The 26,776-nt window shown below is 75.7% G+C and carries 24 protein-coding genes; 16 read left to right on the top strand and 8 right to left on the bottom strand.

The features are described from left to right. Positions 1–3: 3 nt before the first annotated feature. Positions 4–498, bottom strand: coding sequence for a MarR family winged helix-turn-helix transcriptional regulator (locus RF640_RS04685; protein ID WP_109243638.1), 495 nt, complete (start codon positions 496–498; stop codon positions 4–6). 68 nt (positions 499–566) lie between these two features. Continuing rightward, positions 567–3,416, bottom strand: coding sequence for an FAD-binding and (Fe-S)-binding domain-containing protein (locus RF640_RS04680; protein ID WP_368826785.1), 2,850 nt, complete (start codon positions 3,414–3,416; stop codon positions 567–569). 237 nt (positions 3,417–3,653) lie between these two features. Here RF640_RS04680 and RF640_RS04675 point away from each other — a divergent pair, with 237 nt between their 5' ends. Both RF640_RS04675 and RF640_RS04670 read left to right on the top strand, forming a co-directional pair. Beyond that, on the top strand, positions 3,654–3,812 hold the full coding sequence (locus tag RF640_RS04675) for a hypothetical protein (protein ID WP_165979625.1): 159 nt from the start codon (positions 3,654–3,656) through the stop codon (positions 3,810–3,812). Beyond that, positions 3,809–4,387, top strand: a complete 579-nt coding sequence (locus tag RF640_RS04670; protein WP_368826783.1) for an RBBP9/YdeN family alpha/beta hydrolase — start codon at positions 3,809–3,811, stop codon at positions 4,385–4,387. The genes RF640_RS04675 and RF640_RS04670 overlap by 4 nt, the downstream gene beginning before the upstream one ends. 48 nt (positions 4,388–4,435) lie before the next feature. On the opposite strand, the gene RF640_RS04665 is transcribed toward RF640_RS04670, so the two are convergent. Together RF640_RS04665 and RF640_RS04660 are read right to left on the bottom strand one after the other, a co-directional pair. After that, entirely contained in the window at positions 4,436–5,317 is an 882-nt protein-coding gene (locus RF640_RS04665) for a metallophosphoesterase (protein WP_109222047.1), read from the bottom strand. Between the two features lie 56 nt (positions 5,318–5,373). Next, a complete protein-coding gene (locus RF640_RS04660; RefSeq protein ID WP_368826781.1) occupies positions 5,374–7,530 on the bottom strand; it encodes a transglycosylase domain-containing protein in 2,157 nt (718 codons plus the stop codon). Between the two features lie 91 nt (positions 7,531–7,621). Here RF640_RS04660 and RF640_RS04655 point away from each other — a divergent pair, with 91 nt between their 5' ends. Genes RF640_RS04655 through RF640_RS04645 form a run of 3 tightly spaced genes read left to right on the top strand, consistent with a single transcriptional unit; the run spans position 7,622 to position 9,251 of the window. After that, a complete protein-coding gene (locus RF640_RS04655) occupies positions 7,622–7,816 on the top strand; it encodes a hypothetical protein (protein WP_031282517.1) in 195 nt (64 codons plus the stop codon). A gap of 39 nt (positions 7,817–7,855) precedes the next feature. Next, positions 7,856–8,341 (top strand): RidA family protein, encoded by a 486-nt coding sequence (locus RF640_RS04650; protein WP_109243634.1) that lies wholly within the window; start codon positions 7,856–7,858, stop codon positions 8,339–8,341. Next, the gene (locus RF640_RS04645; RefSeq protein WP_368826779.1) at positions 8,325–9,251 is read left to right on the top strand and encodes an NUDIX hydrolase; all 927 of its coding nucleotides are present in this window, start codon (positions 8,325–8,327) and stop codon (positions 9,249–9,251) included. Before RF640_RS04650 ends, RF640_RS04645 begins: the two co-directional genes overlap by 17 nt. A 78-nt stretch (positions 9,252–9,329) precedes the next feature. Here RF640_RS04645 and RF640_RS04640 read toward each other — a convergent pair whose 3' ends face one another. Continuing rightward, complete coding sequence (locus RF640_RS04640; RefSeq protein ID WP_017832519.1) at positions 9,330–10,007, bottom strand: Crp/Fnr family transcriptional regulator; 678 nt, start codon at positions 10,005–10,007, stop codon at positions 9,330–9,332. A 252-nt stretch (positions 10,008–10,259) separates the two neighbouring features. Between RF640_RS04640 and RF640_RS04635 the strand changes: the two genes are divergently transcribed. Beyond that, entirely contained in the window at positions 10,260–11,423 is a 1,164-nt protein-coding gene (locus tag RF640_RS04635; RefSeq protein ID WP_017832518.1) for a MarP family serine protease, read from the top strand. A gap of 4 nt (positions 11,424–11,427) precedes the next feature. Here RF640_RS04635 and aroQ read toward each other — a convergent pair whose 3' ends face one another. After that, positions 11,428–11,877 (bottom strand): type II 3-dehydroquinate dehydratase, encoded by a 450-nt coding sequence (gene aroQ / locus RF640_RS04630; protein WP_017832517.1) that lies wholly within the window; start codon positions 11,875–11,877, stop codon positions 11,428–11,430. A 109-nt stretch (positions 11,878–11,986) separates the two neighbouring features. After that, entirely contained in the window at positions 11,987–13,936 is a 1,950-nt protein-coding gene (gene acs, locus RF640_RS04625; protein ID WP_017832516.1) for an acetate--CoA ligase, read from the bottom strand. Positions 13,937–14,110: 174 nt separating this feature from the next. On the opposite strand from acs, the gene nth reads away from it, so the two are divergent. The 3 genes from nth to RF640_RS04610 all read left to right on the top strand — a co-directional run bounded on the left by nth (position 14,111) and on the right by RF640_RS04610 (position 19,593). Further along, on the top strand, positions 14,111–14,986 hold the full coding sequence (nth, locus tag RF640_RS04620) for an endonuclease III (protein ID WP_126350320.1): 876 nt from the start codon (positions 14,111–14,113) through the stop codon (positions 14,984–14,986). Positions 14,987–15,087: 101 nt separating this feature from the next. Then, complete coding sequence (locus tag RF640_RS04615) at positions 15,088–15,777, top strand: CoA pyrophosphatase (protein ID WP_081615713.1); 690 nt, start codon at positions 15,088–15,090, stop codon at positions 15,775–15,777. Positions 15,778–15,885: 108 nt separating this feature from the next. Then, positions 15,886–19,593 (top strand): helix-turn-helix domain-containing protein, encoded by a 3,708-nt coding sequence (locus tag RF640_RS04610; RefSeq protein ID WP_368826775.1) that lies wholly within the window; start codon positions 15,886–15,888, stop codon positions 19,591–19,593. A gap of 30 nt (positions 19,594–19,623) precedes the next feature. On the opposite strand, the gene RF640_RS04605 is transcribed toward RF640_RS04610, so the two are convergent. After that, positions 19,624–21,372, bottom strand: a complete 1,749-nt coding sequence (locus RF640_RS04605) for a bifunctional 3'-5' exonuclease/DNA polymerase (protein ID WP_109221950.1) — start codon at positions 21,370–21,372, stop codon at positions 19,624–19,626. Between the two features lie 143 nt (positions 21,373–21,515). Here RF640_RS04605 and ssd point away from each other — a divergent pair, with 143 nt between their 5' ends. From ssd to RF640_RS04570, 7 genes are all read left to right on the top strand, one after another. Then, positions 21,516–22,610 carry a septum site-determining protein Ssd gene (gene ssd, locus RF640_RS04600; RefSeq protein WP_284563423.1) on the top strand — a complete coding sequence of 365 codons (1,095 nt, stop codon included), beginning with the start codon at positions 21,516–21,518 and terminating at the stop codon, positions 22,608–22,610. Further along, positions 22,607–23,839 carry a TadA family conjugal transfer-associated ATPase gene (locus RF640_RS04595; RefSeq protein ID WP_017832510.1) on the top strand — a complete coding sequence of 411 codons (1,233 nt, stop codon included), beginning with the start codon at positions 22,607–22,609 and terminating at the stop codon, positions 23,837–23,839. The genes ssd and RF640_RS04595 overlap by 4 nt, the downstream gene beginning before the upstream one ends. Beyond that, positions 23,836–24,597 (top strand): type II secretion system F family protein, encoded by a 762-nt coding sequence (locus tag RF640_RS04590; RefSeq protein WP_017832509.1) that lies wholly within the window; start codon positions 23,836–23,838, stop codon positions 24,595–24,597. Before RF640_RS04595 ends, RF640_RS04590 begins: the two co-directional genes overlap by 4 nt. Next, positions 24,594–25,160: a type II secretion system F family protein gene (locus RF640_RS04585; protein WP_035925071.1), complete on the top strand. Its 567-nt coding sequence runs from the start codon at positions 24,594–24,596 to the stop codon at positions 25,158–25,160. The genes RF640_RS04590 and RF640_RS04585 overlap by 4 nt, the downstream gene beginning before the upstream one ends. 251 nt (positions 25,161–25,411) lie before the next feature. Further along, complete coding sequence (locus RF640_RS04580; RefSeq protein WP_017832507.1) at positions 25,412–25,711, top strand: DUF4244 domain-containing protein; 300 nt, start codon at positions 25,412–25,414, stop codon at positions 25,709–25,711. 279 nt (positions 25,712–25,990) lie between these two features. After that, positions 25,991–26,356 carry a TadE family type IV pilus minor pilin gene (locus RF640_RS04575; RefSeq protein ID WP_017832506.1) on the top strand — a complete coding sequence of 122 codons (366 nt, stop codon included), beginning with the start codon at positions 25,991–25,993 and terminating at the stop codon, positions 26,354–26,356. Further along, positions 26,349–26,774 carry an Rv3654c family TadE-like protein gene (locus tag RF640_RS04570; protein WP_052132822.1) on the top strand — a complete coding sequence of 142 codons (426 nt, stop codon included), beginning with the start codon at positions 26,349–26,351 and terminating at the stop codon, positions 26,772–26,774. Before RF640_RS04575 ends, RF640_RS04570 begins: the two co-directional genes overlap by 8 nt. Positions 26,775–26,776 lie beyond the last annotated feature (2 nt).

Here is a 26,776-nt window from a genome sequence, read left to right as displayed (position 1 = left end):
TGGTCACTCCTGGGTGTCGGTGGTGGTGGTTCGGGTTCCGGTGCTGTCCGCACCGGGGCGGTCCGCGGCGTGCGGATCGGCGGGGGCGCCGATCCGCCGGGCCAGGGCCCGCAGCGTCTCCATCTCGGCGGCGGTCAGCCCAGAGGCCTCCAGGACGCGCCGCTGCACGGCCGGGGCGCGCTCGCGCAGCCGGTGGCCGGACGGCGTGAGGTGGACGGTGACCCGCCGCTCGTCGTCGTGCCCCCGGCGGCGCTCGAGGAGCCCGCCGGTCTCCATCCGCTTGAGCAGCGGGGAGAGGGTGCCGCTGTCCAGGCGGAGGCGGGAGCCCAGCGCCGAGACGGTCTGGCCGTCCTCCTCCCACAGCGCGAGCAGCGCGAGGTACTGCGGATACGTCAGGCCGAGCTCGGCCAGCGGCTCGCGGTAGGCCGCGGTCGTGGCCCGTGAGGCGGCGTAGAGCGCGAAGCACAGCTGCGCGTCGAGCCGGAGATCTGCGTCCATGACCCCATGGTGGCACAGGTATCGGTTGAGCACAACTCAGTTGTGCACAACTAAAAATGGGGCGTGGGTCAGCGGGTCGCCTCCTCCAGGTGCTCGAGCACGTGCCGGTACGGGTGGCCGGTGGCCTCCGTCATGCCCTGCTCGCACGTGCGGTTGAGGGACGCGTAGGCGTCGAAGCGGCGGCCGGTGACCTCGCGGGCCTCGGCCGCGGTGGCCGAGGCCGTGAACTCGGGGTGCAGCATCCCGCGGTCCCCGGCGTAGGCGCAGCAGCCCCAGTCCTTCGGCACGACCACGTCCTCGCTGATCGCCTGGGCCAGCGTCTCGAAGGCGCCGGTGATGCCCAGGTGCACGCTCGAGCACGTGGGGTGCAGCGACATGGACCCGATCGGGCGGCTGACGGTCAGCCGCCCCAGCACCCGGTCCGCCACGAACTCCACCGCGTCCACGAACCGCAGCGCGTGGTACTCGCTGGACGCCGCCGCCAGCTCGGACATGGTCTCCAGGCCCTCGGTGCAGGACGCGGCGTCGCAGACGACCGGCAGCTCGCCCTGACGGGTCGCCTCCCACAGCCCGGCCAGCGTCCGCTCCGACATCGTGGCGTACCCGGTGGGCAGTCCCTTCGACTTCCACGGCGTCCCGCAGCACAGGTTCCCGATGCCCTCGGGGACGGTGACGTGCACCCCGGCGCGGTCGCACAGCGCCAGGAACGCCTCCGAGGCGGTCAGGCCGGTACCGCCCCCCGGGCGGGCGGCCGTGCCGAACATCGAGTTGATGCACGCCGGGAAGAACACGGCCTCCGCGGCCGGGTCCCGCCGGTGCGGCCGGGGCGGGCCGCCCGTGGGCAGCTCCGCCTTGTACTGCGGCACGTGCTCGGCGCCGAGGACGGCCCGGGCCACGGCGGTCGCGGCGGCCGGCAGCGCGGCGGGCAGGGCCTTCGCGGCGGTCAGGCCGAGTCCGGCGCCCGTCGTCGTCGCCCCCCACGCCCGCGCCGCGGCGCCCCAGCCGGCGTCCGCGACGCGGCTGTGGTCCTCGGCGCGCAGCCGGCGCACGAGGTCGCCCGTGTTGATGAGCACGGGGCAGGCCGTCACGCACATCCCGTCCACGGCGCACGTCTGCAGGCCCTCGTAGTCGTACTCGGCGCGCAGCCGGCCGGCGAGCTCCGTGTCCCCTCGCTCCTCGGCCGCCGCGATCTCCCGGCGGCCCACGATGCGCTGCCGCGGCGTGAGGGTGAGGTCCTTCGAGGGGCAGACCGGCTCGCAGTAGCCGCACTCCACGCACCGGTCCACCTCCTGCTCCACCGTGGGCGCGGTCTTGAGGTCCCGCACGTACACCGTGGGGTCCTCGTTGAGCAGCACGCCCGGGTTCAGCAGCGCGCCCGGGTCGACGAGCCGCTTGAGCGCCACCATGACGTCGTAGAGCTCGTCCCCGTACTGCCGGCGCACGAACGGCGCCATGTTGCGGCCCGTGCCGTGCTCGGCCTTGAGCGAGCCGTGGTGGTCGAGGACCAGGGCGACCATGTCCTCGGTGAAGCGCTCGTAGCGGGCCAGCAGGTCCGGGCGGTCGAACTGCTCGTTGAGCATGAAGTGGACGTTGCCGTCCTTGGCGTGCCCGAAGATCACCGAGTCCCGGTAGCCGTGGGCGTCGAAGAGCCCCGTGAGCTGCTCGCAGGTCTCGCCGAGCTCCGCGACGGGGACGACGACGTCCTCGAGCAGCGCGTTGGACCCGCTCGGCCGGGCCCCCGCCACGGTGGTGTAGAGGCCCTTGCGCACGGTCCACAGCGCGGCCCGGGCCGCGGGGTCGTCCGTCAGGGCGGGCGGTACCGCGAGGTCCAGGGTGCGGAACAGCCCGGCGGCGCCCGCCGAGAGCTCCTGCTCCTCCTCGGGCGTGCGGCCCTGGTACTCGACGAGCAGCGCCGCGTGGTCGCGGACGTCGATGTCCAGGATCTGCGCCGGGGCCAGTCCCGTGCGCTGGGAGACCTTCAGGGACGTGGCGTCCAGCAGCTCGACCGTGGCCGAGCGGGCCGCCACCAGGGCGGGGACCGTGCGGGTGGCCGCGGCCAGGTCCGGGAACACCAGCAGTCCCGTGGAGGCGAACGGCAGGATCTCCACCGTCCGGAAGACCGCCTGGGCCACGAAGCCCAGGGTGCCCTCGCTGCCGACCATCAGGTGCTCGAGGATCCGCACCGGCTCGTCGTGGTCCAGGAAGGAGTTGAGGCCGTAGCCCATGGTGTTCTTCATCGAGAACTGCCGCTCGATCGTGCGCACCGACGCCGGGTCGCCGCGCACCCGGTCCCGCAGCCGCAGCAGACCCTCGTGCAGGGCGGGCTCGAACTCCCGCAGCCGCCGGTCGGCGTCCGGGTCCGCGGTGTCCACCCGGGTCCCGGAGGGCAGGACGAACACCAGGGACTCCAGCGTCCGGTAGGTGTTGGCGTCGGTCCCGCAGGCCATGCCCGAGGAGTTGTTGGCCACCACACCGCCGATCGTGCACGCGGCCTCGCTCGCCGGGTCCGGCCCCAGCTTGCGGCCGTACGGGGCCAGCCGGGCGTTGACCTGCCGCACCGTGGCCCCGGGCTGCACACGGACCCGCCGGCCGCCGTCCAGCACCTCGACCTCCCGGAAGTTCCGCCGGACGTCGACCAGCACCTGGTCCGTCACGGACTGCCCGGACAGGGACGTCCCGCCGGAGCGGAAGGTCAGGCCCAGGCCGTGGCGAGCGACCGCGCGGAAGAGGTGGCCCATGTCCGCGGCCGAGCGGGGGCGCACCACCGCCGCGGGCTGCAGCAGGTAGTGGGAGGCGTCGTGGGCCAGCGCGCGGTGCTCGAGCTCCGAGGCCACCACCGCGTCGCGGCCGCACCCGGCCCGCAGCTCCTCCAGCAGGGCCTCGGGGGCGGGGGCGGGGTGCGTGCTGGGGGCGGTCATGGGATCTCCTGACGGGGAGGCGGGGCAGCCGGGGTGGTCCACGCCATATCCTATGGTGTGACCACAGGCGCCGCACCGGTCCGCCCGGCGGGGGCCGCCGGGGCCCGGCCGACCGGGCCTGTTCGTTCCGGTCCGCCGGCCCCGGGCGGTGCGGGGGGATTGTGGGCGGCGCCGTTTTGGGGGAAGCTCGGGCCACGGGCCCGCCGGCCCGGGAGCCGACCCCTGGAGGAGATCACCATGGACCCCATCTGCCCGTCCTGCGGCGGGCCCCTGCGCCAGATCCCCGAGGACCAGTGGCCCGAAGGCGGCCCGGTGCCGGAGGGCACGGTCGAGATGTACCTGTGCGACAAGACCAACCACCGGATCATCGTGGCGGTCCCCGAGATCTCCGGGTGAGCGGCCCGGAGCCGGAGGTCCGCCGGGTGGTGGTGGTGCACGGCTACGACGCCGCCCCCGACCAGCACTGGTTCCCGTGGCTGCGCGAACGGCTCGCCGCCGAGGGCGTGCGGACCGAGGTCGTGGAGCTGCCGGAGCCGTCCTTCCCGGAAGCCGGGGCGTGGCTGGCCGCCGTGGCACGGGCGGTCGGCGAGCCGGACCCGCACGCCCACCTGGTGGGCCACAGCCTGGGCTGCATCACCCTCCTGCGCCACCTCGCCGGTCTGCCCCAGCCGTGGACGCTGGGCGGGCTGGTGCTCGTGGCCGGGTTCACGGGACGGCTCGAGGCCGTGCCGCTCCTCGACGAGTTCCTCGCCGAGGACGTGGACGTCTCCGCCGTGCGCGCCAACGCCCGGCGTCGCCTGGTGCTGCGCTCGGACGACGACCCGACCGTGCCGGCGGCCGCCACCGAGGCGCTCGCCGCGCGGCTCGACGCCCCCGTGCGGGTGGTGCCGCGGGCGGGACACTTCTGCGGCTCCGACGGCGTCACCCGCCTGCCCGCGGTGCTCGAGGCCCTGGTGCCGCGCGGCGGCTGAAAGCGCCCGCGCGGGCGGCCGGCGTGCGGGCGGTCGGGGGCGGCCCGCTCAGTCCGTGAGCGTCAGCAGCACGGCCTCGGGCGGGCAGAACAGCCGGATCGGGGCGAAGCGGGACGTCCCCAGGCCCGCCGACACGTTGACCGGCACCCCGCCCTGGGTGATGAGCCCCTTGCAGCGCTCCGGCTCGAGGTCGCAGTTGCTGACCAGCGCCCGCCCGCCCGGCAGGCAGACCTGCCCGCCGTGCGTGTGCCCTGCCAGCACCAGCTGCGCGCCGTCCGCCGCGAAGCGGTCGAGGGTCCGCAGGTAGGGGGCGTGGGCCACCCCGAGGCGCAGATCCGCCGTCGCGGGGTCACCGAAGCCGGGGTGCCGGTCGTAGCCCAGGTGCGGGTCGTCCACCCCGGACAGGTCCAGGGTGAGGCCCGCGACCTCCATCCGGGCGGAGCGGTTGATCAGCGGCGTCCAGCCCGCGGCGTCGAACGCGTCGTGCATGTCCTGGGTGGGCAGCCGGGGCGCCTCGTCCCGGCCCTCCCCGGAGGTGTCCCGCCACAGGTAGCGGAACGGGTTCTTGGGCCGCGGCGCGAAGTAGCAGTTGGACCCCGGGACGTAGGCCCCGGGGAAGCGGAACAGCGGCTCCAGGATCTCCAGCAGCCACGGCAGCGCCCCGGGGTGGGAGAGGTTGTCCCCGGTGTCCACCACGAGGTCCGGCTCCAGCGCCGCGAGCGAGTGCACGAACTCCCGCACAGCGCGCTGGCCGGGCCAGACGTGCAGGTCCGACAGGTGCAGGATCCGCAGCGGCGCGCTGCCCTCGGGCAGCAGCCGGAGCCGTTCCGTGCGCAGCTGGAACCGGCGGCGCTCGACGACGACGCCCCACGCGCCGAGGCCCGCCGCCGCCCCGGCACCGGCCGCCGTCACGGCGGCGGCGGTCCGCAGGGCGGGCGCGACGGCGCCCCGGGGGGTGTGCACGCGATCCACTCCCGCTCCCGGCCTCAGCCGGGCTCCGAGGTGCCGTTGCGGCCCTCGAGCACGCGGTCGGAGGGCTCCTCGAACTCGTCCGTGTCGTAGTCCCGGGCCACCTCCTCCATGAACCGCTGCCACTGGCCGCCGGCGTAGGTGGAGCCGTCCACCCAGTCGTCGCCCTCGGTGCGCTCCCCGCCGATCGACAGCCCGTTCAGGGACCGGGAGCCGAACTCGTAGTTGCCGACCCAGGACGCGGTGGCCAGGCCGCGGGTGTAGCCGATCATCCACGTCTGGGTCGAGTTGTCGGTGGTGCCGGTCTTGGCGGCGGAGGCGCCCGGCAGGCCGATCTCCCGCTGCCAGCCGGAGCCGCGGATCAGGGTCTGGTTGAGCGCGAAGTTCACGCCGTCGGCCACGTCCTCGCTGATCACGCGCTCGCAGGACGTCTCGGGGATGTCGTACTCCTTGCCGGTGTAGTCCACGACCCGCTCGAGGGCGCGGGGCTCGCACATCTCGCCGCGGTTGGCGAACGCCGAGTACGCCCGGGCCATGGTCATGGGGGAGATGTCCACGGAGCCGCCCAGCAGGGACGCGAGGACCGTGGTGTCCACGGGCTCGCCGTTCTTGCCGTTGACGATGCCCAGGGACTCGGAGATCTCCCCGATGTCGCACAGGTCGAGGTCCTCGGCCATCGCGTAGATCGCGGTGTTGATCGAGTTGTACAGGCCGAAGTCGGCCTCCATCTCGCGGGTGTAGCCGGACTCGGCGTTCTGGATCTCGAAGCCCTCGCCGTTGTTGCCGGGCTCGATCTTGTACCCGCGCTCCAGGCACGAGGCCTTCCACCGGTGGTCTGCGGGCCACCGGGTGCGGGTCGCGTCGATCTCGTCCTCCGCGCCGTTGCCGGCGTCGATCCACGCGGCGTACGTCAGCGGCTTGTAGGTCGAGCCGACCTGGAAGCCGCCGGCCCCGCCCATCCACGAGTCCACGTTGAAGTTGTAGGTGGTGTTGGAGTCGCCCTCGCCGGTGGAGTAGTAGGTGTTCTGCGCCATCGCCACGATGTCGCCGTTGGTCGGCTCGAGGGAGACGAGCGCGGTGGAGACGTTGTCCGGGTTGTCGTCCCGCGGCTGGGTCTCGTTCACCGACTCCTCGGCCGCGCGCTGGGCCTCGACGTCGAGCGTGGTGGTGATGGTGAGCCCGCCGAGCTGCAGGGTCTTGAGCCGCTCCTCGGGCGTCTCGCCGAACGCCGAGTCCTGGAGGATGGAGTTCTCCACGTAGTCGCAGAAGTAGGGGGCGATCTCGGCGGCCGTGCACCCGGAGTTCGTGGGGTTGGGGTCCACCTCGATGGGCTCGGCGGCCGCGGCCGCGTGCTCCTCCTGGGTGATGGCCCCGGTGGTGAGCATCGTGTCCAGCACGATGTTGCGCCGCTCGGTGGCCGCCTCGGGGTTCGCGGCGGGGTCGTAGTAGTTGGGGGACTGCACCATCCCGGCCAGGACGGCGGACTGGGAGATGCTCAGGTCGGACGCGGGGATGCCCCAGTAGTACTGGGCGGCCGCCTCCACGCCGTAGTTCTGCCCGCCGAAGAGCACCATGTTGAGGTAGCCCTCGAGGATCTCGTCCTTGCTCAGCTCCTGCTCCATGGACAGGGCGAGCTTGATCTCCTTGATCTTGTCCGTGTAGCCCTTGTCGGCGCCGATGGTGGTGGCCTCCTCGCCGGCGCGGACCTGGGAGTCGATGAGCAGGTTGTTCACGTACTGCTGCGTGATGGTCGACGCGCCCTGGCGGGCGTCCGGGCGGATGATGTTGTTGCCCAGGGCGCGCAGGATGCCGCCGAGGTCCACGCCGCCGTGCTCGTAGAAGTCGCGGTCCTCGATCGCGAGGATCGCGGCACTCATGTGCGGGGACATCTCGTCCAGGGACACAGGGGTGCGGTTCTGCGCGTAGAACGTGGCGATCTCGGTCCCGTCCCGCGCCACCACGGTGGAGGCGCGCGACATCGGCCCCGCCTCCATCTGGGCCGGGAGGTCCTTGAACCACCCGATGGAGGCGTTGGCGGCGAGACCGGTGGCGGCTGCGGGGGGGACCAGGAGACCGGCGGCCACGATGCCGGCAACGACGCTCGTGGCGATGAACGCCACGACGTTGCCCAGGGCTGACGGTGCCTGCGTGGCAGGGTTCTTGCGGGAAGCCATTCGGACAGTCTACAAGCGCGAACCTGGCCGCAGCCGGTGTGCGGCCCGTCACGGCGGAGCGCGTCCCCGCGTTCGTGGCTACGCTGGGGCCATGACTACCTGGGAATACGCCACCGTGCCGCTCATGATCCACGCCACCAAGCAGATCCTCGACAACTGGGGCGACGACGGGTGGGAGCTCGTCACCGTGCTCCCCGGCAGCACCCCCGCCGACGTCCCGGCGGGCAACGTGAACGCCCCCGTCCAGACCAACCCCATCGCCTACTTCAAGCGCCCCAAGGGCTGACGCCCGGACACCGCAGCCCCACCACACCGGAGGACTTCCATGAGCAACGGCTCCGCCGTCGAATCCCGCATCGCCGAGCTCGGCCTCGAGCTCCCGGCCGTCGCGGCCCCCGTGGCCGCCTACGTGCCCGCCGTGGTCACCGGCTCGTGGGTGCACACCTCGGGCCAGCTGCCCTTCGTGGACGGGCAGCTGCCCGCCACCGGCAAGGTGTCCGCGTCCGGGGCGGCGGGCACCGTCTCCCCCGAGGACGCCCACGAGCTCGCGGCCCGCGCCGCCCTCAACGCCGTGGCCGCGGTCAAGGAGGCCGTCGGGGACCTGGACCGGGTGGTCCGGATCGTGAAGGTCGTCGGCTTCGTGGCCTCCGATCCCGGCTTCACCGGCCAGCCCGGCGTGATCAACGGCGCCTCCGAGCTGCTGGGCCGGATCTTCGGCGACGCCGGGGTGCACGCCCGCTCCGCGGTGGGCGTCGCGGTCCTGCCGCTCGACGCGCCGGTCGAGGTGGAGCTCGTTGCCGAGTTCCGCTGATTCGCAGGGCCCGTCCCCGCGGCAGGGCCGCCCGCCGGCCGTGCGCTGGTTCGAGATCCCGGAGGGCCAGCGCGGGGCCGCGCAGGCCTGGCTCGAGCGGGGCGCCGGCATCCCCGGCAGCGCCCCCTCGCCCGCCGCCGCGGTGGTGTTCGTGCGGGACGGCGACCACGGCGTGGAGACCTACCTCAAGTACCGCCCGGGCAACTCACCGCTCGGCACCGTCGGGTTCCCCGGCGGGACCCTCGAGCCCCACGACGACGAGCCCCTCGACTGGGCCGGGCCCAGCCCCGCGGACTGGGCGCGCAGGCTCGGCGTCGAGGACGACCTCGGCCGGGCGCGGCGCACCGTGGTCGCCGCGGTCCGCAAGGCGTTCGAGGAGGCCGGCGTCCTGCTGGCCGGGTCGGACACGATGAGCACCGTCGAGTCCGTGGAGGGCGCCGAGTGGATGCGCTCCCGGGAGGCGCTCGCGGTGGGGGACGTGTCCCTCGCCCAGGTGCTCGGCCGGCGCCGGCTCGTGCTGCGCTCCGACCTGCTCAAGCCCCTCGCGCACTGGATCACCTCCGACTTCGCCCACCGCCGTTACGACATCCACTACTTCACCGCGGTGGTCCCCGACGGGCAGGCCCCGTCCGTGCTCGAGTCGAAGGGCGTCTGGGGCCGCTGGGTGGACGCCGCGCAGGCCGTGGCCGACCCGGCGGGCAGCTGGCTCGGGGACCTCGTGGGGCAGGAGGACACCGTGGGCCGCACGATCGACGACCTCTCCTCGCCCGGCGTGCAGTGCGTGCTCGAGTCGGTCGCCGAGTGCACCTCGGCGATCGCCTTCCTGGCCAAGAAGCGGGCCGTGGTGGCGCGCAACCCGGTGCTCGAGGTGCACGACGGCCGGCCCGTGCTGCGCCTCGACCTGACCTGAGCCGCCACCGCGCCCGCACACGCGGACGGCCCGGTCACCCGCGAGGGTGACCGGGGCGTCCCGGTGCCGGGGCAGGACTCAGCGGCTGCGCTGCTTGAGCCGCTGCAGGTCGAGGATCACCACGGCGCGCGCCTCGAGCCGGATCCAGCCGCGCTGGACGAACTCGGCCAGCGCCTTGTTCACGGTCTCGCGGGACGCGCCGACGAGCTGGGCCAGCTCCTCCTGGGTGAGCTCGTGCGCCACGAGGATGCCGTCGGTGGCGGGCCGGCCGAACCGGTCGGCCAGGTCCAGCAGCGCCTTCGCCACCCGGCCGGGCACGTCGGAGAAGACCAGGTCGGCGAGGCTCTCGTTGGTGCGCCGCAGCCGGCGGGCCAGGGCCTGCAGCAGCTGCGCGGAGACGTCGGGGGAGCGCTCGATGACCTTCTTGAGGTTCTCGTGCTTGAGCCCGGCCAGGCGCGTCTCGGACACGGCGGTCGCGGACGTGGAGCGCGGGCTCGGGTCGAACAGCGCCATCTCGCCGAACAGCTCGCCCGGGCCCATGATCGCCACGAGGCTCTCGCGGCCGTCCGGGGCGGTGCGGCCGAGCTTGATCTTGCCCGAGATGATGAAGTACAGCTGGTCGCCCGGATCGCCCTCGTGGAACAGCGTGGAGCCGCGCGAGAGGTCGACCTCGGTGAGCTCCTCGGTGAGGGCGGCGAAGGCCTGGTCGTCCAGGGACGCGAACAGGGGAGCGCGGCGGAGGACGTCGATATCCATGGTTCTCCTCAAGATGTGCCGCCGGGCCGTTGCCCGTGGCGGCCGATGTCAGCGGGAGTCGCCCGCACCGGTGTGTGAGCGACCTAACGTACCTGACGTTCACTGTAGTGTCTCCGGCCCGCGAATCCCAAGGACGGGCGCGGCGGGCCCGGGCGGGACGGCAGGCCCGCTCCACGGATCTCCCAGCCACGCTCCCTATGCTGGTGGCTCGCTCCCCGGCCCCCGGCCCCGAAGAACCCGCAGAGGAACCCGATGTCTCCGTCCTTCAACCTGCTCGACGTCCTCCTGGCCGTCGTGCTCCTGGGCTACCTCTTCTACGGGTTCAGCCGCGGCTTCTTCAACTCACTGTTCTCCCTGGCCGGGCTCGTGCTCGGCGGGGTGGCGGCGTTCTCGGCCGCCCCGTGGGTGAGTGCGCAGGTGGACCCGCAGTACCGCGTGGGCGCCGTGCTCGCCACGGTCCTGGTCCTGCTGGTGGCGGGGCAGATGCTGGGCGGGCTGCTGGGCCGCGCCCTGTCCGCGGTGACCGAGCGCATGCGCCTGGGCGCGCTCAACCGGATCGCCGGGGCGGCCCTCGACGTGGCCGTCGCCGCGCTCGTGCTCTCGCTGCTCGCCTCGCTCGTCGGCCAGCTGGGCATCCCGGCCGTGTCCCAGCAGGTGGCGTCCTCGACCGTGCTGCGCACGATCGACGAGCACACCCCGGGACCGGTGCGCGCCGCGGTGACCGAGGCCCGGGACGCCGTGGGCGGGGCCACCGGCATCCGTCAGCTCGACGAGCTGCTCTTCCCCGCCGAGGAGGCCCCCGACGAGAGCACGAGCACGCCCGCGCTGCAGGCGGCCGGGCAGTCCGTGGTGCAGGTCTACGGCATGGCGGTGGAGTGCCGCCAGAACCAGACCGGCTCGGGCTTCGTGACCGACGCCGGGCAGGTGGTGACCAACGCGCACGTGGTGGCCGGGGTGGACGAGCCGGTGGTGCAGACCCGGGACGGGCAGGTGCACGCCGCCGCCGTCGTCCACTACGACCCGGGCTCCGACCTCGCCGTCCTCTCCGCGCCGTCCCTGCCGCTGGCCGCGCTGCCGCTCGGGGCGGACCCCGCGGCCGGGGACTCGGTCGCCTTCATGGGCTACCCCCTGGGCGGGCCGTTCGCCGCCGGGCCCGCCACCGTGCAGGGCACCGCGCTCGCGCCCGTGGAGGGGACCGGTGGGACGATGGAGATCATCCAGCTGGCCGGTCAGGTGCAGCAGGGCAACTCCGGCGGCCCACTCGTGGCGCAGGACGGCTCCGTCGTCGGCGTCGTCTTCGCCAAGGCCCTCGAGGGGCAGGTCGGCTACGCCCTCACCCTGGACGAGCTGCGCGGGGCGCTGGGCGCCGCCGCGGGCGCCACCCAGGCCGTGGACTCCGGCTCCTGCGCCGCCTGAGCGGCTACCCCTCCAGGGTCCGCAGCAGGTGCTCGACCGCCATCTCGTAGCCGAAGGCCCCCGCCCCGGCGATCACCACGTCCGCCTGCAGGGACACGTAGGACGTGTGCCGGAACGCCTCGCGCCGGTGCACGTTGGACAGGTGCACCTCCACCACGGGCAGCTCCGCCGCCTCGAGCGCGTCGTGGATCGCGATCGAGTAGTGCGTGAAGGCCGCGGGGTTGATCACGATCGCCGCGCCCTCCGTGCGGGCCTCCTGGATCCGGTCCACCAGGACGCCCTCGTGGTTGGACTGGTGGAACTCGACGTCCCACCCGCCCGCGGCGGCCCGGGCGCGCACGGCCTCCTCGATGTCCGCGAGCGTCGTGGTGCCGTACACCTCCGGGCGCCGGACGCCGAGCAGGTTGAGGTTGGGGCCGTTGAGGACGTAGATCGGTCTGCGCGTGCTGGTCATGCCCGCATCCTCTCACTCCGGCGCCCGCCGGTCCGGGCGCGGCCCCCGGACGCCGCAGCGCCCCCTCGCACGGCAGGGGCGAGGGGGCGCTGCGGAGCTGGGGCGCGGACTACTTGGCGAGCGAGTCCACGATCTGCTGCATCACGGTCTGGTCCGCGAGGGTCGAGACGTCGCCGACCTCCCGGTCCTCCGCCACGTCCTTGAGCAGCCGGCGCATGATCTTCCCGGACCGGGTCTTGGGCAGCTCGGGGACGATGAGCACCTTCTTGGGCTTGGCGATCGGGGAGATCTCCTTGCCCACGTGGGCCCGCATCTCCTCGGCCAGCTCGGCCTTGTCCCGGCCCTCGGCGTCGGCCTGGTCGGAGAGGATGACGAACGCGATCACGGCCTGGCCGGTGGTCTCGTCCGTGGCGCCCACCACCGCGGCCTCGGCCACGGACGGGTGGGACACGAGCGCGGACTCGATCTCCGGGGTGGACAGGCGGTGGCCGGAGACGTTCATGACGTCGTCGACGCGGCCGAGGATCCACACGTCTCCGTCGGCGTCGCGCTTGGCGCCGTCGCCGGCGAAGTACATCTCGCCGAACCGGGACCAGTACGTGTCCACGTAGCGGTCGTCGTCGCCCCAGATGGTTCGCAGCATCGCGGGCCACGGCTCGCGCAGCACCAGGAAGCCCGAGGTCTCGTTGGGCACGGACTGCCCGGTGTCGTCCACGACGTCGACCTTGATGCCGGGGATCGGCACCTGCGCGGAGCCCGGCTTGGCGGTCGTCACGCCCGGCAGCTGGGAGATCATGATGGCGCCGGTCTCGGTCTGCCACCAGGTGTCGACGATCGGGCAGCGGCCGCCGCCGATGACCCGGTGGAACCAGGTCCACGCCTCGGGGTTGATGGCCTCGCCCACGGTGCCGAGCACCCGCAGGGACGAGAGGTCGTACTCCGCCGGGATCTCCTCGCCCCACTTCATCATGGTGCGGATCGCGGTGGGGGAGGTGTACATGATCGTCACACCGTACTTCTGCACGATCTCCCAGAACCGGCCGCGGTGCGGGGAGTCCGGGGTGCCCTCGTAGATCACCTGGGTGGAGCCGTTGACCAGGGGGGCGTAGGCGACGTAGGAGTGGCCGGTGACCCACCCGACGTCGGCGGTGCACCAGTAGACGTCCGTCTCCGGCTTGAGGTCGAAGACGTTCTTGTGGGTGAACGCGCCCTGGGTGAGGTAGCCGCCCGTGGTGTGCATGATGCCCTTGGGCTTGCCGGTGGTCCCGGAGGTGTAGAGGATGAACAGCGGGTCCTCGGCGCCCTGCTCGGACGGGGTGTGCTCCGGGGAGGCGGCCTCGACGGCGTCGTGCCACCACACGTCCCGGCCCTCGGTCATCTCGATGTCGGCCTCGTTGCGGCGGACCACGAGGACGTGCTCCACGGTGGCGCCGCCGCGGGAGAGGGCGTCGTCGACGGCCGGCTTGAGCATGGAGGGCTTGCCGCGGCGGAAGGTCCCGTCCGCGGTGACCACGAGCTTCGCCTCGCCGTCCTCGACGCGCGAGCGCAGCGCGTCGGCGGAGAACCCGCCGAAGACCACGGAGTGGATCGCGCCGATGCGGGCGCAGGCCAGCATCGCGATGACCGCCTCGGCGATCATCGGCAGGTAGAGGGCCACGCGGTCGCCCTTGGTCACGCCGAGACTCTCCATGGCGTTGGCGGCCTTCGACACCTCGTCCTTGAGCTGGGCGTAGGTGTAGCTGCGGCTGTCGCCGGGCTCACCCTCGAAGTGGATGGCGACCCGGTCCCCGTTGCCGGCCTCCACGTGGCGGTCCACGGCGTTGTAGCACGCGTTGAGGGTGCCGTCCTGGAACCACTTGGCGAACGGGGGGTTCGACCAGTCGAGGACCTCGGTGAACTCCTTGTTCCAGGTCAGCAGCTCTCGTGCCTGGCGGCCCCAGAAGTCGACGCCCTCCTCCTCCGCCTGGCGGTAGAGCTCGGCGGTGGCATTGGCCTGGGCCGCGAACTCCGGGCTCGGGGCGAAGGTCCTGCCCTCGGCGGACGTGGTCTCTGAAGCCATGTGGTCTTCCCTTCTCGTCGCACACCGCGCACGGACCCCCGGCGGCACCGGACGTCCGTGTCACAGCTCACATAGTGTCGTTTTCACCCTAGACGATCGGTGCACCCGGTTCCACAGGGGCCACGCCGCACCGAGTCACGGAACCCCTCCGGGCGCGCCGCCTAGAATCGGGGCATGGTCCCGACTGCCGTGCCCCGCCCGCCCGCCCATCTGCGCGTCGTGGACCCCGCGAAGGCGCGCGCCGGCGCCGCACGGCGCCGCCGGACGGGCTCCCCCGAGTCCCCGCTGGCGCTCAAGCGGCGGGCCCGCCGGATCAACGCGGTGCTCGCGGAGGCCTACCCGTACGCGGTCGCCGAGCTGGACTTCCGCTCCCCGTACGAGCTGCTCGTGGCCACGGTGCTCTCCGCCCAGACCACCGACGTGCGCGTGAACGCGACCACGCCGCGGCTCTTCGCCGCCTGTCCCACGCCGCGGGCGCTCGCCGAGGCGGACGAGGCCGAGATCCAGGAGATCATCCGCCCGCTCGGCTTCTACCGGGCCAAGACCCGGGCCATCCGGACCCTGGCCCAGAAGATCGTGGACGACCACGACGGCGAGGTGCCCGGGCGGCTGGAGGACCTCGTCACCCTGCCCGGCGTGGGCCGCAAGACCGCCAACGTGGTGCTCGGCAACGCCTTCGGGATCCCCGGGATCACCGTGGACACCCACTTCGGCCGGCTCGCCCGCCGCTTCGGCTGGACCGCGGAGGAGGACCCGGTCAAGGTCGAGCGGGACGTCGGCGCCCTGTTCGAGCCCCGCGACTGGACCGACCTGTCCCAGCGGCTCGTCTACCACGGGCGGCGCATCTGCCACTCCCGGCGGCCCGCGTGCGGGGTGTGCCCCGTCGCGGACCTGTGCCCGTCCTACGGCGAGGGCCCCACGGACACCGCGCAGGCGGCGGCCCTGCTCAAGTACGAGTTCGCCCCGGGCCGGGAGGAGCTGCTGGAGCTGTTCCTCGCCGGGCGCAGCCGGGCCCAGCTGCAGGCCGACGGCTGGCCCCTGAGCTCGTGAGCGACACCGACCACCGACGACGCGACCACCGAGGAGGACGGCCCGTGGGCGACGCCTACCAGGACCTGCTGCGCGTGGCCCGCAGCGGCCGGCAGCTGCGGATGGAGGACCGCGAGCCGTGGCGGATCGGGCAGATCGACGAGAACTACCGCCGCTCGGCCGTGCTCATCCTCTTCGGCGCGCTCGACGACCTGCCCTCGCGCGCAGCCGAGCACGCGGAGGGCGTGGGGCGGGACCTCGACGTCCTCCTGGTCCAGCGGGCCGCGACGCTGCGCTCCCACCCCGGCCAGGTCGCCTTCCCGGGCGGGCGCCTGGACCCCGAGGACGGGGACCTGCACGAGGTGCTGTCCGTGCCCGGCGGCGAGGTCAGCGCCGCCCACGTGCGCGCGGCCGTCCGCGAGGCCGAGGAGGAGACCGGGCTGGACCCGCACGGGGTGGAGGTGCTCGGTGCCCTGGCCCCGGTGCCCCTGCCGGTCTCCAACCACCTCGTCACCCCGGTGCTGGGCTGGTGGCGGGACGTCTCGCCGGTGGACGTCGTGGACCACGCCGAGTCCTCCCTCGTGTTCCGCGTCCCCGTGCTGGACCTCATCGACCCGGCCAACCGGCACTCCGCGACCGTCACGCGCGGCCGGCAGACCTACCGCTCGCCCGCCTTCACGGTCCCCGTGCCGGGCACCGCGTCCACCGTGACCGTCTGGGGGTTCACCGGAGTGCTCCTGGACCGGGTGCTCACGGCGCTGGGCTGGGCCGTGCCCTGGGACACCGGCCGGGACCTGCCCGCACCGCTGTAGCACGCCCGGGGCATGACGCCGCCCCGGGCGCAACATTGCCGGCGCCGCGGCAAGCGGACTTACCATTCCAGGGTCCCCCGTGCCCACGACCCCCCGAGGAGGCTCCCGGTGGCCTCGCCCCCGCCCGGCCCCGAGCGGCCCCGGCTCGCCGAGCAGCTCAGCGCCGCGCGCCGCCGCCGCGGCCTGTCGGTCCGGGCGCTCGCGGCCTCCTGCCGGCTGCCGGCCAGCACCATCCAGGGCTGGCTCAGCGGGGCGCACCTGCCCGGCCCGGCCCTGCGCGAGGAGTTCACGGCCCTCCTGGACGCCCTCGGGCTGACGGACGAGCGCCCCGCGGAGCTGTGGTGGGAGGACGTCAACCGCTCCCGCACCCCGGTCAGGCCGGACTCCACCCCGTACGTGGGCCTGCGCTCCTACCGCCCCGAGGACGAGACGCACTTCTTCGGCCGGACCGCCGAGGTCGCCGTGCTCGGCGAGCGGGTGGTGCGGCTGGCGGACGCCGGCGGACCCCGCATCCTGGCCGTGGTGGGAGCCTCCGGCGCGGGCAAGTCCTCGCTGCTGGGCGCCGGGCTCCTCGGCCGGCTGCGGGCCGAGGGCGGACCCCTGCACGGGTGGAGCGCCGTGGCCACGACCCCGGGCCTCGACCCGGTGCGCCGGCTCGAGGACGCCGTCGCGGCGGCTCCGGACCTGCTCGTCGTCGACCAGCTGGAGGAGCTCTGGACGGGCGCCCGGGAGGCCGAGGAGCCCGGGCGGTTCCTGGACCGGCTCGCCGCGGCGAGCCGGGACCGGGTGGTCGTGGTCGGCCTGCGGGCGGACTTCTTCGGCACCGCGAGCCGGCACGCCGAGCTGCGCACCGCCCTGGAGCGCCCGGTGCTGCTGGGCGCGCTGACCCGCGAGCAGCTGCAGCAGATCGTGGTGGGCCCCGCCGAGGCCGTCGGCGCCCGGGTCTCCCCGGACCTGGTCGGGGTGATCCTGCGGGACGTCGCCCCCCGCGGCACGGAGGCCGGCGTGGGCCTGCTGCCGATGCTCTCCCAGGCGATGCTCGGCACCTGGGAGCACGCCCGCACCCGCGAGCTGACGGTGGCCGACTACCACGCGGCGGGCGGCATCACGGAGGCCGTGGAGCGGCGGGCCGAGGAGGTGCACGCCCGGCTGGGCCCGCGCGAGCGGGAGGTGGCCCGCGCGGTGTTCCTGCGGCTGGTGCGCGTGGTCGGCACCGGGACCTCCGCCACGGTCGTGCGCACCCCGGTGCTCCGGGAGGAGCTGCCGGAGGGCGGGGCGGCCGTGGTCGAGGAGTTCGCCCGCGCCCGGCTGCTGACCATCGACCGGGACCAGATCCAGCTCAGCCACGAGTCCCTGCTGGACCACTGGTCCCGGCTCAGCCGCTGGATCGAGGACAGCCGCCGCGACCTCTACGTCCGCCAGCAGCTGCAGCGCGCCACCCAGATGTGGCTCGCCAACGACCGCGACCCCCTCGCCCTGATCCCGCTGGGCCAGCTCGCCTCCTTCCGGGACTGGACCGGGGACCCGCGCCAGCAGGCGCTCCTGAGCCCGGCCGAGCGCGAGTACCTGGCGGAGAGCGAGCGCCACTACGAGGACGCCCTGGAGCGGCAGAAGCGCAGCGCCCGGGAGATCGAGCGGCGCGGCCACGTGGCCCTCGTCCTGCTCGCCCTGGCCGTCTGCGCGGCCGTGGTGGCCGGGGCGCTGGGAGTCCGCGCGGAGCGCTTCCAGACCGTCGCGGAGACCGCCCGCGACGAGGCGCTCTCCCGCCAGACCGCGCTGGAGGCCTCCCGGATCCGGCGCGAGTCGCCCAACCTCGCCTCGCAGCTGAGCCTCGCGGCCTACCGGATGGCCCCCACCCGGGAGGGCACCTCGGCCCTGATCGACGCCACCGCGGTGAACGCCCCGGAGCGGTGGCTCGGCCCGGACGGCGCGTCCCGGCTCGCGGCGCTGGACGACGGCTCCGTCGTCGCGCGCGCCGCCGGGGACGGCCTGCTGTCCGTGTGGCGGGACAGCGACCGGCTCGCCGAGAACCGGGAGGACCTCGCCGTCGTCGACGGCGCTCCCGGACTGAGCGACGTGGACCTCCTGGCGGTGGACGGGCGGGTGCTCGCGGCGGTGGGCGGGCTCGGGCACGTGAGCCTGTGGGACGTCACCGGGGCGCCGGCCCGGCGGCTGGCCGGGCTCGACGTGGGGGCGGGGACACCGGTCAACGCGGTCGTCCTCTCGCCCGACGGCCGGCAGCTGCTGGCCGGGGGGCGGGGCGAGGTGCTGCGCTGGTCGATCGAGGATCCCGGCGCCCCCGCGCCGCTGCCGGCCCTGGCGCTGGGGGAGGACGCAGACGTCCTGGCCCTGGCGGCCGCCCCCGACGGAACGGTCTACGCAGGCGGGACGTCCGGGGAGATCACCCGGTACGCCACCGACGGCGCCCGCGCGCAGCGCCTCGACCCGGTCCCGACCGGGCGGGTCGTCCGGGCCCTGGACCTCGCCGACGACGGCGCGCGCCTCGCCGCCGGGCTGAGCGCCCGCGAGCTGCGCCTCTACGACGTCGAGGGGGAGCGGGTCTCCCGCTCCGGGACGCTCACGGACTTCGGCAGCTGGATCAGCGACGTCTCCTTCACCCCGGACGGCGAGGCCGTCGTGGCCGCCAGCTTCGACCAGAACGCCTACGTGCACCGGCTCTCCGATCTCGCCCGCATCGACTCCCTCCCCACCGCCGCCCGGGTCACCAGCGCGCTGCGCGTGGGCGAGCGGGTGCTCACCACCTCCCAGGACGGCACCACCCGCGCGTGGGACCGGCGCGGGCCCGTCATCCACCGGCAGGGCGAGCCCGTGTACCAGCTCTCCGTGGACCGGCAGCACACCGTGCTGAGCGCCGTCGGCGTCGGCCCCGACGTCGTGTCCCTCTTCGACCTCTCGGGCGAGGACCCCCGGCCGCTGCCGCCCCCGGAGGCCCCGCCCGGGGAGACCCTCTGGTACGCGGGGGCCGTGGCCCCCGACGCGTCGCTCATCGCGGGGGGCACCGAGGACGGGGACGTCCTCGTGTGGCCCCTGGACGGGGGCCGCCCGGAGGAGCCGGAGCGCGCCGCGGCCATCGAGGCGGGCATCACGGGCGCCGACGTCACGACGGACGCCGGCACGATCGCGGCGTGGTCCGAGGTGGGCTCCGAGATCGCCCTCCTGCGCCGCGGCCCCGAGGCGCCGCTCCGGCGGGTGGCCACGATCCCCGTCCCCGGCTCGGAGGCCGCCCGGTTCGACGCGGACGGCACCCTGTTCGCCGCGGCGGACGACACCAACGGCGTGGAGCTGTGGGACGTGTCCGACCCCGCCGCCCCGCGGCGGGCCGCGGGGCTGGCCCTCGACTCCGTGGCCACCTCGATCGCGTTCTCCCCGGTGGCCGACCTCCTGGCCGTGGGCACGGAGGCGGGCCGGGTGCGGCTCTGGGACGTCGCGGACCCGTCCGACCCCCACCCCGTGGGCGAGACCTCGGACGCCCTGTCCTCCGTCAAGGGCCTGCAGTTCTCCGCGGACGGCACCCTGCTGGCCGGGGCCTCCGGCGACAAGTTCGTGTGGATGTGGACCGTGGGCGCCGCGGACCTCGACGTCTACGCGGCCCTGTCCGCCTCCGGCGACCGGATGAACGACGTGCGGTTCGTGGGGGACCGGCTGGTCGCCACCGGCGACGACGGCGTGGTGCGCAGCTGGCTGGTCCGGGCCGAGGACGCGATCGAGGCGGTCTGCGCCAACCGGGGCGACCCGATCACGGAGGACGAGTGGCGCCGGCACGTGACCGGCGCCCCCTACCGGGACCTGTGCTGAGGCCCCTGCTGTGACCCGGGCCGGGGCGGCCTACTTGGCGTCCGCGTAGGACTCCACCACGGCCACGCTGACGGGGAACTCCACCGGGATGCGCCCGAACACCAGCCGGGCCGCCCGCTCCGCGCACTCGCGGACCAGCCCGGCGGCCCGCTCGGCGTCCTCCCGCGCGCAGTGCAGCACGACCTCGTCGTGCAGGAAGAACACGAGCTCGGCGTCGACCGCCTCCCGCGCCAGCGCCGAGCGGATGGCGCCCATCCAGCACACGGCCCACTCGGCGGCCGTGCCCTGGACCACGAAGTTGCGGGTGAACCGGCCCTGCCCTCGGGCCATCGCCCCGGCGCGCCGCTCGGCCTCCTCGGTGGCGGTGTCCCGCTGCGCCGCGTCCCACGCCGGGCCCGGCAGCGGGGACCAGCGGCCCAGGTGCGTGCGGACCTGTCCGCCCGTCTCACCCACCCGGGCGGCCTGCTCCACGTAGTCCACGGCGCGGGGGAACATCCGCGCCAGGTGCGGCATGAGCCGGCCCGACTGGCCCGTGGTGGCCCCGTACATCGCGCCCAGCATGGCCACCTTCGCCTGGGGGCGCTCGGTCAGCTCCGAGCCCCGCTCCTCGCCGAGGTCGGCGATGGCCTGGTAGAGGTCCCTGCCGCGGGACGCGGCGGCCAGGGCGTCGTCGTGGGCCAGCGCCGCCAGCACGCGCGGCTCGAGCTGGGCCGCGTCCGCCACCACGAGCACGCGCCCGGGATCCGCCCGCACGGCGTCCCGCACCACGTGCGGGATCTGCAGGGCGCCCCCGCCGCGGGCCGACCAGCGGCCGGTGACCACCCCGCCCACCACGTACTCCGGGCGGAAGCGGCCGTCCCGCACCCACGTGGCCAGCCAGTGCCACCCGTTGGCGCTGAGCAGCCGCGCCTGCTTCTTGTGCTCCAGGACGGGCTCGATCAGGGCCTGGCGCCGGGCCGCCAGGCCGGGCACGGCCCGCGCCCACTCGACGAGCTCCCACTGCCGGGTGCTCGTCACGTCGATCCCCGCCGCCCGCATCGCCTTGAGCAGCTCCTGCGGGGAGTCCGGGTTCAGCCCCGGCGCGTGCAGCGTCTCCCGCAGCCGGGCCACGGTCTCCTCCATCCGCGGGGGGCGCTCCCCGGGCGCCGGCTCGGGGCCCAGGGCGTCCTCCAGCAGGGCCCGGTGGACGTCCTCCCGCCAGGGCACCCCGGCGTGCTGCATCTCCGCGGCGATCAGCGCGCCCTGGGACTCCGCGGCCAGCAGCAGGGTCAGCCGGCGGGCGTCCACCGCGCCGGCCACCGCGGCGAGCTGTGCCCGCAGCTCGGCGACCAGCACGGCCGCGTCGGGACCCGTGGCGCGGGGGAGGTCGAACAGGCTCGACTGGTCCTCGGCGGGGGAGGGCGGCGGGAGCAGCCCGGGCGCCTCGTCGGCGGGCAGCGGTGGCAGCACCGGTTCGTAGGGCAGCGGGCCGTCGGCGCCGGACCCGTGGGCGGTGGCGGCCGTGGCCAGGATCGCCTGGCACAGCCGCAGGTCGTGGCAGCGCTCCACCCGGACGCCGGCGGTCAGCAGCTGCGGGTAGACGGCGCCCGTGCGCTCCCAGGTCCAGCGCGGCGGCGTGGACCCGGCGCGCCGGGCGGCCTCCTCGCGGTCGGCGACGAACGCCGCCAGCTCCCCGGCGGGCACGTCGACGCCGGGCCCGTCCGGGTCCCCGGAGCCCGTCAGGCCCTGGACCCGGTGCCCGCCCCGGCCGTCCTGCGCTGGTCCCACCACGATGTGCATCCGGCCATTGTCCTGCACGGGTCCGTCACGCTACGCCGGTGCCCGGACTGCACATGCCCGCGGGGCCGCCGGAAGCCGGTGGCCCGTCCACACCGGCGCCCCCGCCGGGCCGGCCCGGTGCCGCCCGCCCGGACAGTGGGGCCATGAGCACCGCCGCCCACCTCTCCGCCCCGGCCCCGCCGCGTCCGGGCACCGCGGTCCGCGCGCGCACCGTGCGCCTCGTCAGCGAGGACGCCGGGCTGCGCGCCACGGTCGAGCGCGTCTGCGCGGCCGCCGGCGCCGACCTGCTGGCCGATCCGCCAGGCGCGGCGGCGGCCACCGCGCCGGGCACGCTCGCGGACACCGAGCTCGTGGACGTGCGCCACGCCGTGCGGGGGCGGGTCCGCCCGGGCACGGTGCTCGTGGGCCGGCCCGAGGATCCCGGGATCTGGGACCGGGCGGCCGACCTCGGCGGCTGCGCCGTGGCCGTGCTGCCCGACGCCGCCGGATGGCTCGCCGACCTGCTCACCGCCCGGCCCGGCGGTCCCGCCGGTCCCGGCGGCACGGGCCGGGTGCTGGGCGTGCTGGGCGCCGTGGGCGGGGCCGGCACGTCCACGCTGGCGTGCTGGCTCGCCGACCGGGCTGCCCACGAGGACCGGCCGGCCGTCCTCGTGGACGCGGACCGCGGCGGCTGCGGCATCGACGTCCTGCTGGGCCTCGAGGACCAGGACGGTCTGCGCTGGCCGGACCTGCTCCGGATCGCCGGGACGGTGCACGCCGAGCAGCTGTGGCCGGCCATGGCCCGGACGGGGCAGCTGCGCTGGCTCTCCTGGGACCGTTCCCAGCCGGACGGAGCCGCCGCGCCGTACGCCGGCGTGCTCGAGGCGCTGCGCCGGGCGGCCGCCCTCGTGGTCGTGGACCTGGGCCGGGCGGGGCCGGGCACGGCGGACACCGCGGCCCTGTGCGACGAGGTCCTCGTGCTCACGCCCCGGACGGTGCGCGGCGTGCTGGCCGCGCGGTGGGCCGCCGGTTCCCTGGCGGGCGCCAGTGCCCGCCTGGTGCCGGCCGGGCTCAACGTGGCCGACGTGGACGACGCCCTCGCCGCCGCCACGACCGGTCTGCCCGTCGCCGGCTCCCTGCGCTTCTCCGGCGCGGTGCCGGAGGCCGCCGAGACGGGCCGGCTGCTCGAGGCGGGCCGCTCCCGGCGGCTCGCCCGGGACGTGGCGGGCCTGCTCGAGGCCGTGGGGGCCGCCCCGTGAGCGCCGCGCTGCCGGCCGCCCTGCTCGACGACGTGCGGGACCGGCTGCTGGCCGCCCCCGGGCCGGTCACGGACACCGACATCGCCGCGGCCGTGCGCGCGAGCGGCCGGGTGCTCGGGGCCGCCGGCACCCTGCGGGCGGTGCAGGCCGTGCGCGCCGAGCTGACCGGTCTCGGTCCGCTCGAGCCGCTGCTGCCGCACCGGGGTCTCACCGACGTCTACGTCAACGGGCCGGACCAGGTCTGGCTCGAGACCGAGGCCGGGGTGCGCCGCGTCCCGTCCCCCTTCCGCACCGACGCCGAGGTGCGCGCCCTGGCCGTGCGCCTGGTCACCGCCGCAGGACGCCGCCTCGACGCCGCCCACCCGTGCGTGGACGTCCAGACGGCCGCCGGCTACCGGGTGCACGCCGTCCTCCCGCCGATCTCCACGGGCGGGACCCTGCTCTCCGTCCGCTTCCGCAGCACGAGGACCCTGTCCCTGCAGGACCTCGTGGCGGCGGGGACCGTCCACCCCGGCACCGCCGAGCTCCTCGTGGGCGCCGTGCGCTCGGGCGCCAACTTCCTGGTCAGCGGCGCCACCGGGGCGGGGAAGACGACCGTCCTCAACGCCCTGCTCTCCTGCTCCCCGGCGCACGAGCGGATCGTGCTCATCGAGGACGCCGCCGAGCTTCGGCCCGAGCACCCCCACGTGGTCGGTCTCCAGGCGCGGCACGCCAACACCGAGGGCGCGGGCAGCATCGACCTGGCGGAGCTCGTCCGGCAGGCCCTGCGGATGCGGCCCGACCGGCTCGTGGTGGGCGAGTGCCGCGGCGCCGAGGTGCGCGAGCTCCTCACGGCCCTGAACACCGGCCACGCGGGGGCGGGCACCGTGCACGCCAACTCCGCCGAGGCGGTCCCCGCCCGGCTCTCGGCCCTGGGCGCCCTGGCCGGGATGAGCCGGGAGGCCGTGACGCTGCAGGCCGCGAGCGCCCTGGACCTGGTCGTCCACGTGGCCCGGGCGGGCGGGCGCCGAGAGATCCGGGCGGTGTCCCTGCTCGAGGACCGGGCCGGCGCCCTCGTCTCCGTGCCCGCGGCGGTCCGGTCCCACGACGGCGTGCGCCGCGGCCCGGGCTGGGACGGGCTGTGCGCCCTGCTCGACCACCGGCCCGACCGAACGCCCGGCGACGCGTCCGACCGCTCGCCCGACCGTTCGCCCCACCCCGGCGGGGACCTCGCGGGAGGCCGGCCGTGAGCACGGTCCTCGTCCTCTGCCTCGCCCTCTGCCTGTGCCTCGCCGGGGGCGCCGCGGTGCTGGTCGCGGGTCCGGGCCACCGCGTCCGGTCGGCCGCGAGGGCGGGCGCCGGCACCGTCGTCCCGGTCCGGTGGTGGGCCCGGTTCGCCCGGGACGCCGAGACGGAGGCCGCCGAGTGGATCGCGCTGCTGCGCCGGCTCGCGGCGCTGCTGGAGGCGGGCCGGTCCCCGGCGGCCGCGTTCGAGGGAGCGGGGCCCGGGGGCCGCGCCGCCCGCACGGGCACCGGCCGGCACCTCGAACTGCTGTGCACGTCCGTGGCGGCCGCCGCCCGCCTGGGGCTGAGCGTCTCGACCGCCCTGGCGGGGGTGCCGGCCCCGGAGCTGGGCCACCGCGCGCTGGAGCGGCGGGCCGTCGCCACCACCGCCGAGCTCTCCCTGTGCTGGGAGGTCTCCGAGCGCACCGGCGCGCCCCTCGCCGCCCTGCTCGGCGGCCTCGCCGACGCCCTCGAGGCGGAGCTCGACGCCGAGGCCGCACGCGGCACCGCCCTGGCCGGCCCCCGCTCCACCGTCCGGATCCTGACCTGGCTCCCGGTGCTCGGCATCGGACTGGGCATGCTCATGGGCGTCGACCCGCTGCGCACGCTGCTCACCACCCCGTGGGGGCTGGCCGCCCTCGTGGCCGGCGCTGCGCTCACGGGCCTCGGCCGGGTGTGGACGCGCACCCTGATCAGCCGCGCCGAGGCGGTGGGTGCGCGATGACGGCCCTCGCAGCGCCCGCCTTCGGACTGCTCCTGGTGGCCGCCGTGGCGCTGGCGGCGCTCCCGTCCCGGGCCCGGCTGCCGGGAACGCCCCGTCCGGCCGCGGCCCGCCGCCGCCCGCCGGGACCGCACGTCTCCGCCGGCGTCCTCGTGGAGCTCACCGCCGCCATGCTGGACGCCGGTCTGCCGCTCGCGGAGGCCGTGGCGGTGCTGGGCGGGTGCCGGACGGACGCCACCGGCGCCGCCCTTGAAGGCGTGGGCTCCCGGCTGCGGCTCGGGCTGCCCTGGCACACGGCGTGGACCTCGGCGGGCGAGCTGCCCACGCACCTGGCCGACTACCGCGAGGCGCTCACGTTCACCGCGACGTCCGGGGCGCCGTCGGCCCGGAGCCTGCGCTCGCAGGCCGCCCAGGTCCGGCGTGCCGCCTACCGGCGGGCCGAGCGCGCCGCGGAGTCGCTGTCCGTCCAGCTCGTGCTGCCCCTGGGCCTGTGCTCCCTGCCGGCCTTCGTCTGCTGGGGCGTCCTGCCGGTCGTGATGGGGCTCGTGCCCGAGGTGTTCGGATGACCCGCCGCGCCCGGAGCCGCGGGCCCCCGGCCGCCGGGGCGTTCCCCGTCCGCCCCTGCGCCCTCGAGGACCGGCCCGGCGCCGCTGCGCTGCGCCGTCCGCCGTCCTCCGGCGGGCCCTGCCGCCCGTCCGGCACCGGCTCGGCGAGTGCTGCTCGCCCAGTGCTGCCCGGCCCGTGCTGCCCGGCCAGTGCCGGCCGTCCGGCACCTGCTCACCCCGCACCAGTTCGCTCCGCACCGAAAGGAACCATCATGTCCCAGCACCAGATCACCGCCTCCCGTCCCGCCCGGAAGCGCCGCAGCCCCTCCGGGCCCGGCCTGGAGGTCGCCGCCGGGGGCCGCCCGGTCGCACCGTCCGCCCGCCGGGCCACCGGCGCCCCGCCCCGCCCGCTCGTCCGGGCCGGGGACCCGGACCTCGGTGCGACCACCGTGGAGTACGCCATGGTCGTGCTCGCCGCGGCGGCCTTCGGCGGGGTCATGGCCGCGGTCCTCTCCTCCGGCCAGGTGCGCGAGCTCCTGACCGCGATCATCGAGAAGGCGCTCGGCGTCTGAGCGGCTGCTCCCGCGGGGTCCGTGGTGCCGTCCCCGGCGCCGCGGACCCCGCGGGAGCGTCCTCCCCGTCCGTCCTGGCCGCCGGTCCCAGCAACCCGAGCCGCCGTGCGCCCTGCCCGTGAGGAGTCCACCATGCCCGCCCACCGCCCCCGATGCTCATCCCGTGGTCGGTCTCGTCCGCCGTCCCGACCCCGTTCCCGTGCTTCCCGGTGGCGTGTCGGTTCCCGCCTCCGTCCGTGGTCGCCGCGCGGCCCCAGGTCCCGGTCCGCGCCGCGGCCGGTGCCGCCGGACCGCGGCGCCGTCACCGCCGAGACGGCCGTGCTGCTGCCCGCCCTCGTGCTGCTCCTGGCCGTGCTCCTCGCGGCCGCCGCGGCCGGGATGACCCTGATCCGCTACGAGGAGGCCGCGCGGGCCTCGGCCCGGGCCGCCGCCCGCGGCGAGAGCGCCGCCGTGGTCCGCTCCACGGCGCTGCGCGTGGCCGGGGAGGACGCCGCGATCCGCCTGGGCGGGAACGCGGGGACGGCCACGGTCACCGTCACCGGCCCCGCCCCCGGCATCCTCGGGACCTGGGGCGGCTGGGAGCTGCGCGCGGACGCCTCCGCCGAGACGGAGGGGGCCGGAGCGGCCGATGGGCACGGTGGCTGAGCCCGCGGCTCGAGGCCTCTCGGGGCGGCCCGACCGCTGTCCGGACCGCGACGGCGACCGGGGGAGCGGCACCGTGCACGCGCTGACGCTCACCCTGGTGCTCGGCGTGCTGCTGGTGGCCGTGCTGCTGCTGGCCCAGGCGGGGATCGCGACCCACCGTGCCGGCAAGGCCGCCGACCTCGCGGCGCTCGCCGCCGCCGACACCGCCCGGGGCCTCGTGGCCGGCGACCCGTGCGGCGCCGCCGAGCGCGTGGCCCGGGACAACGGGGCGCGGCTCGAGCGGTGCGCGCTCGTGGAGCCGGAGCGCGTCGTCGTGGACGTGCGCACCGCCGTGGCCCTGGACGGGCCGCTCGCCCGCTTCGGGGCCGCCCGCGGCGTGTCCCGGGCCGGGCCCCCGGAGGCCGCCCGTGCGCCGTGAGG

The sequence above is a fragment of the Kocuria sp. CPCC 205231 genome (genome assembly GCF_040980965.1).
In the GTDB taxonomy this organism is placed as follows: Bacteria; Actinomycetota; Actinomycetes; order Actinomycetales; family Micrococcaceae; genus Kocuria; species Kocuria rosea.
Note: the sequence above shows the minus strand (reverse complement) of the source record. Positions and strands in the feature narration are given on the sequence as shown.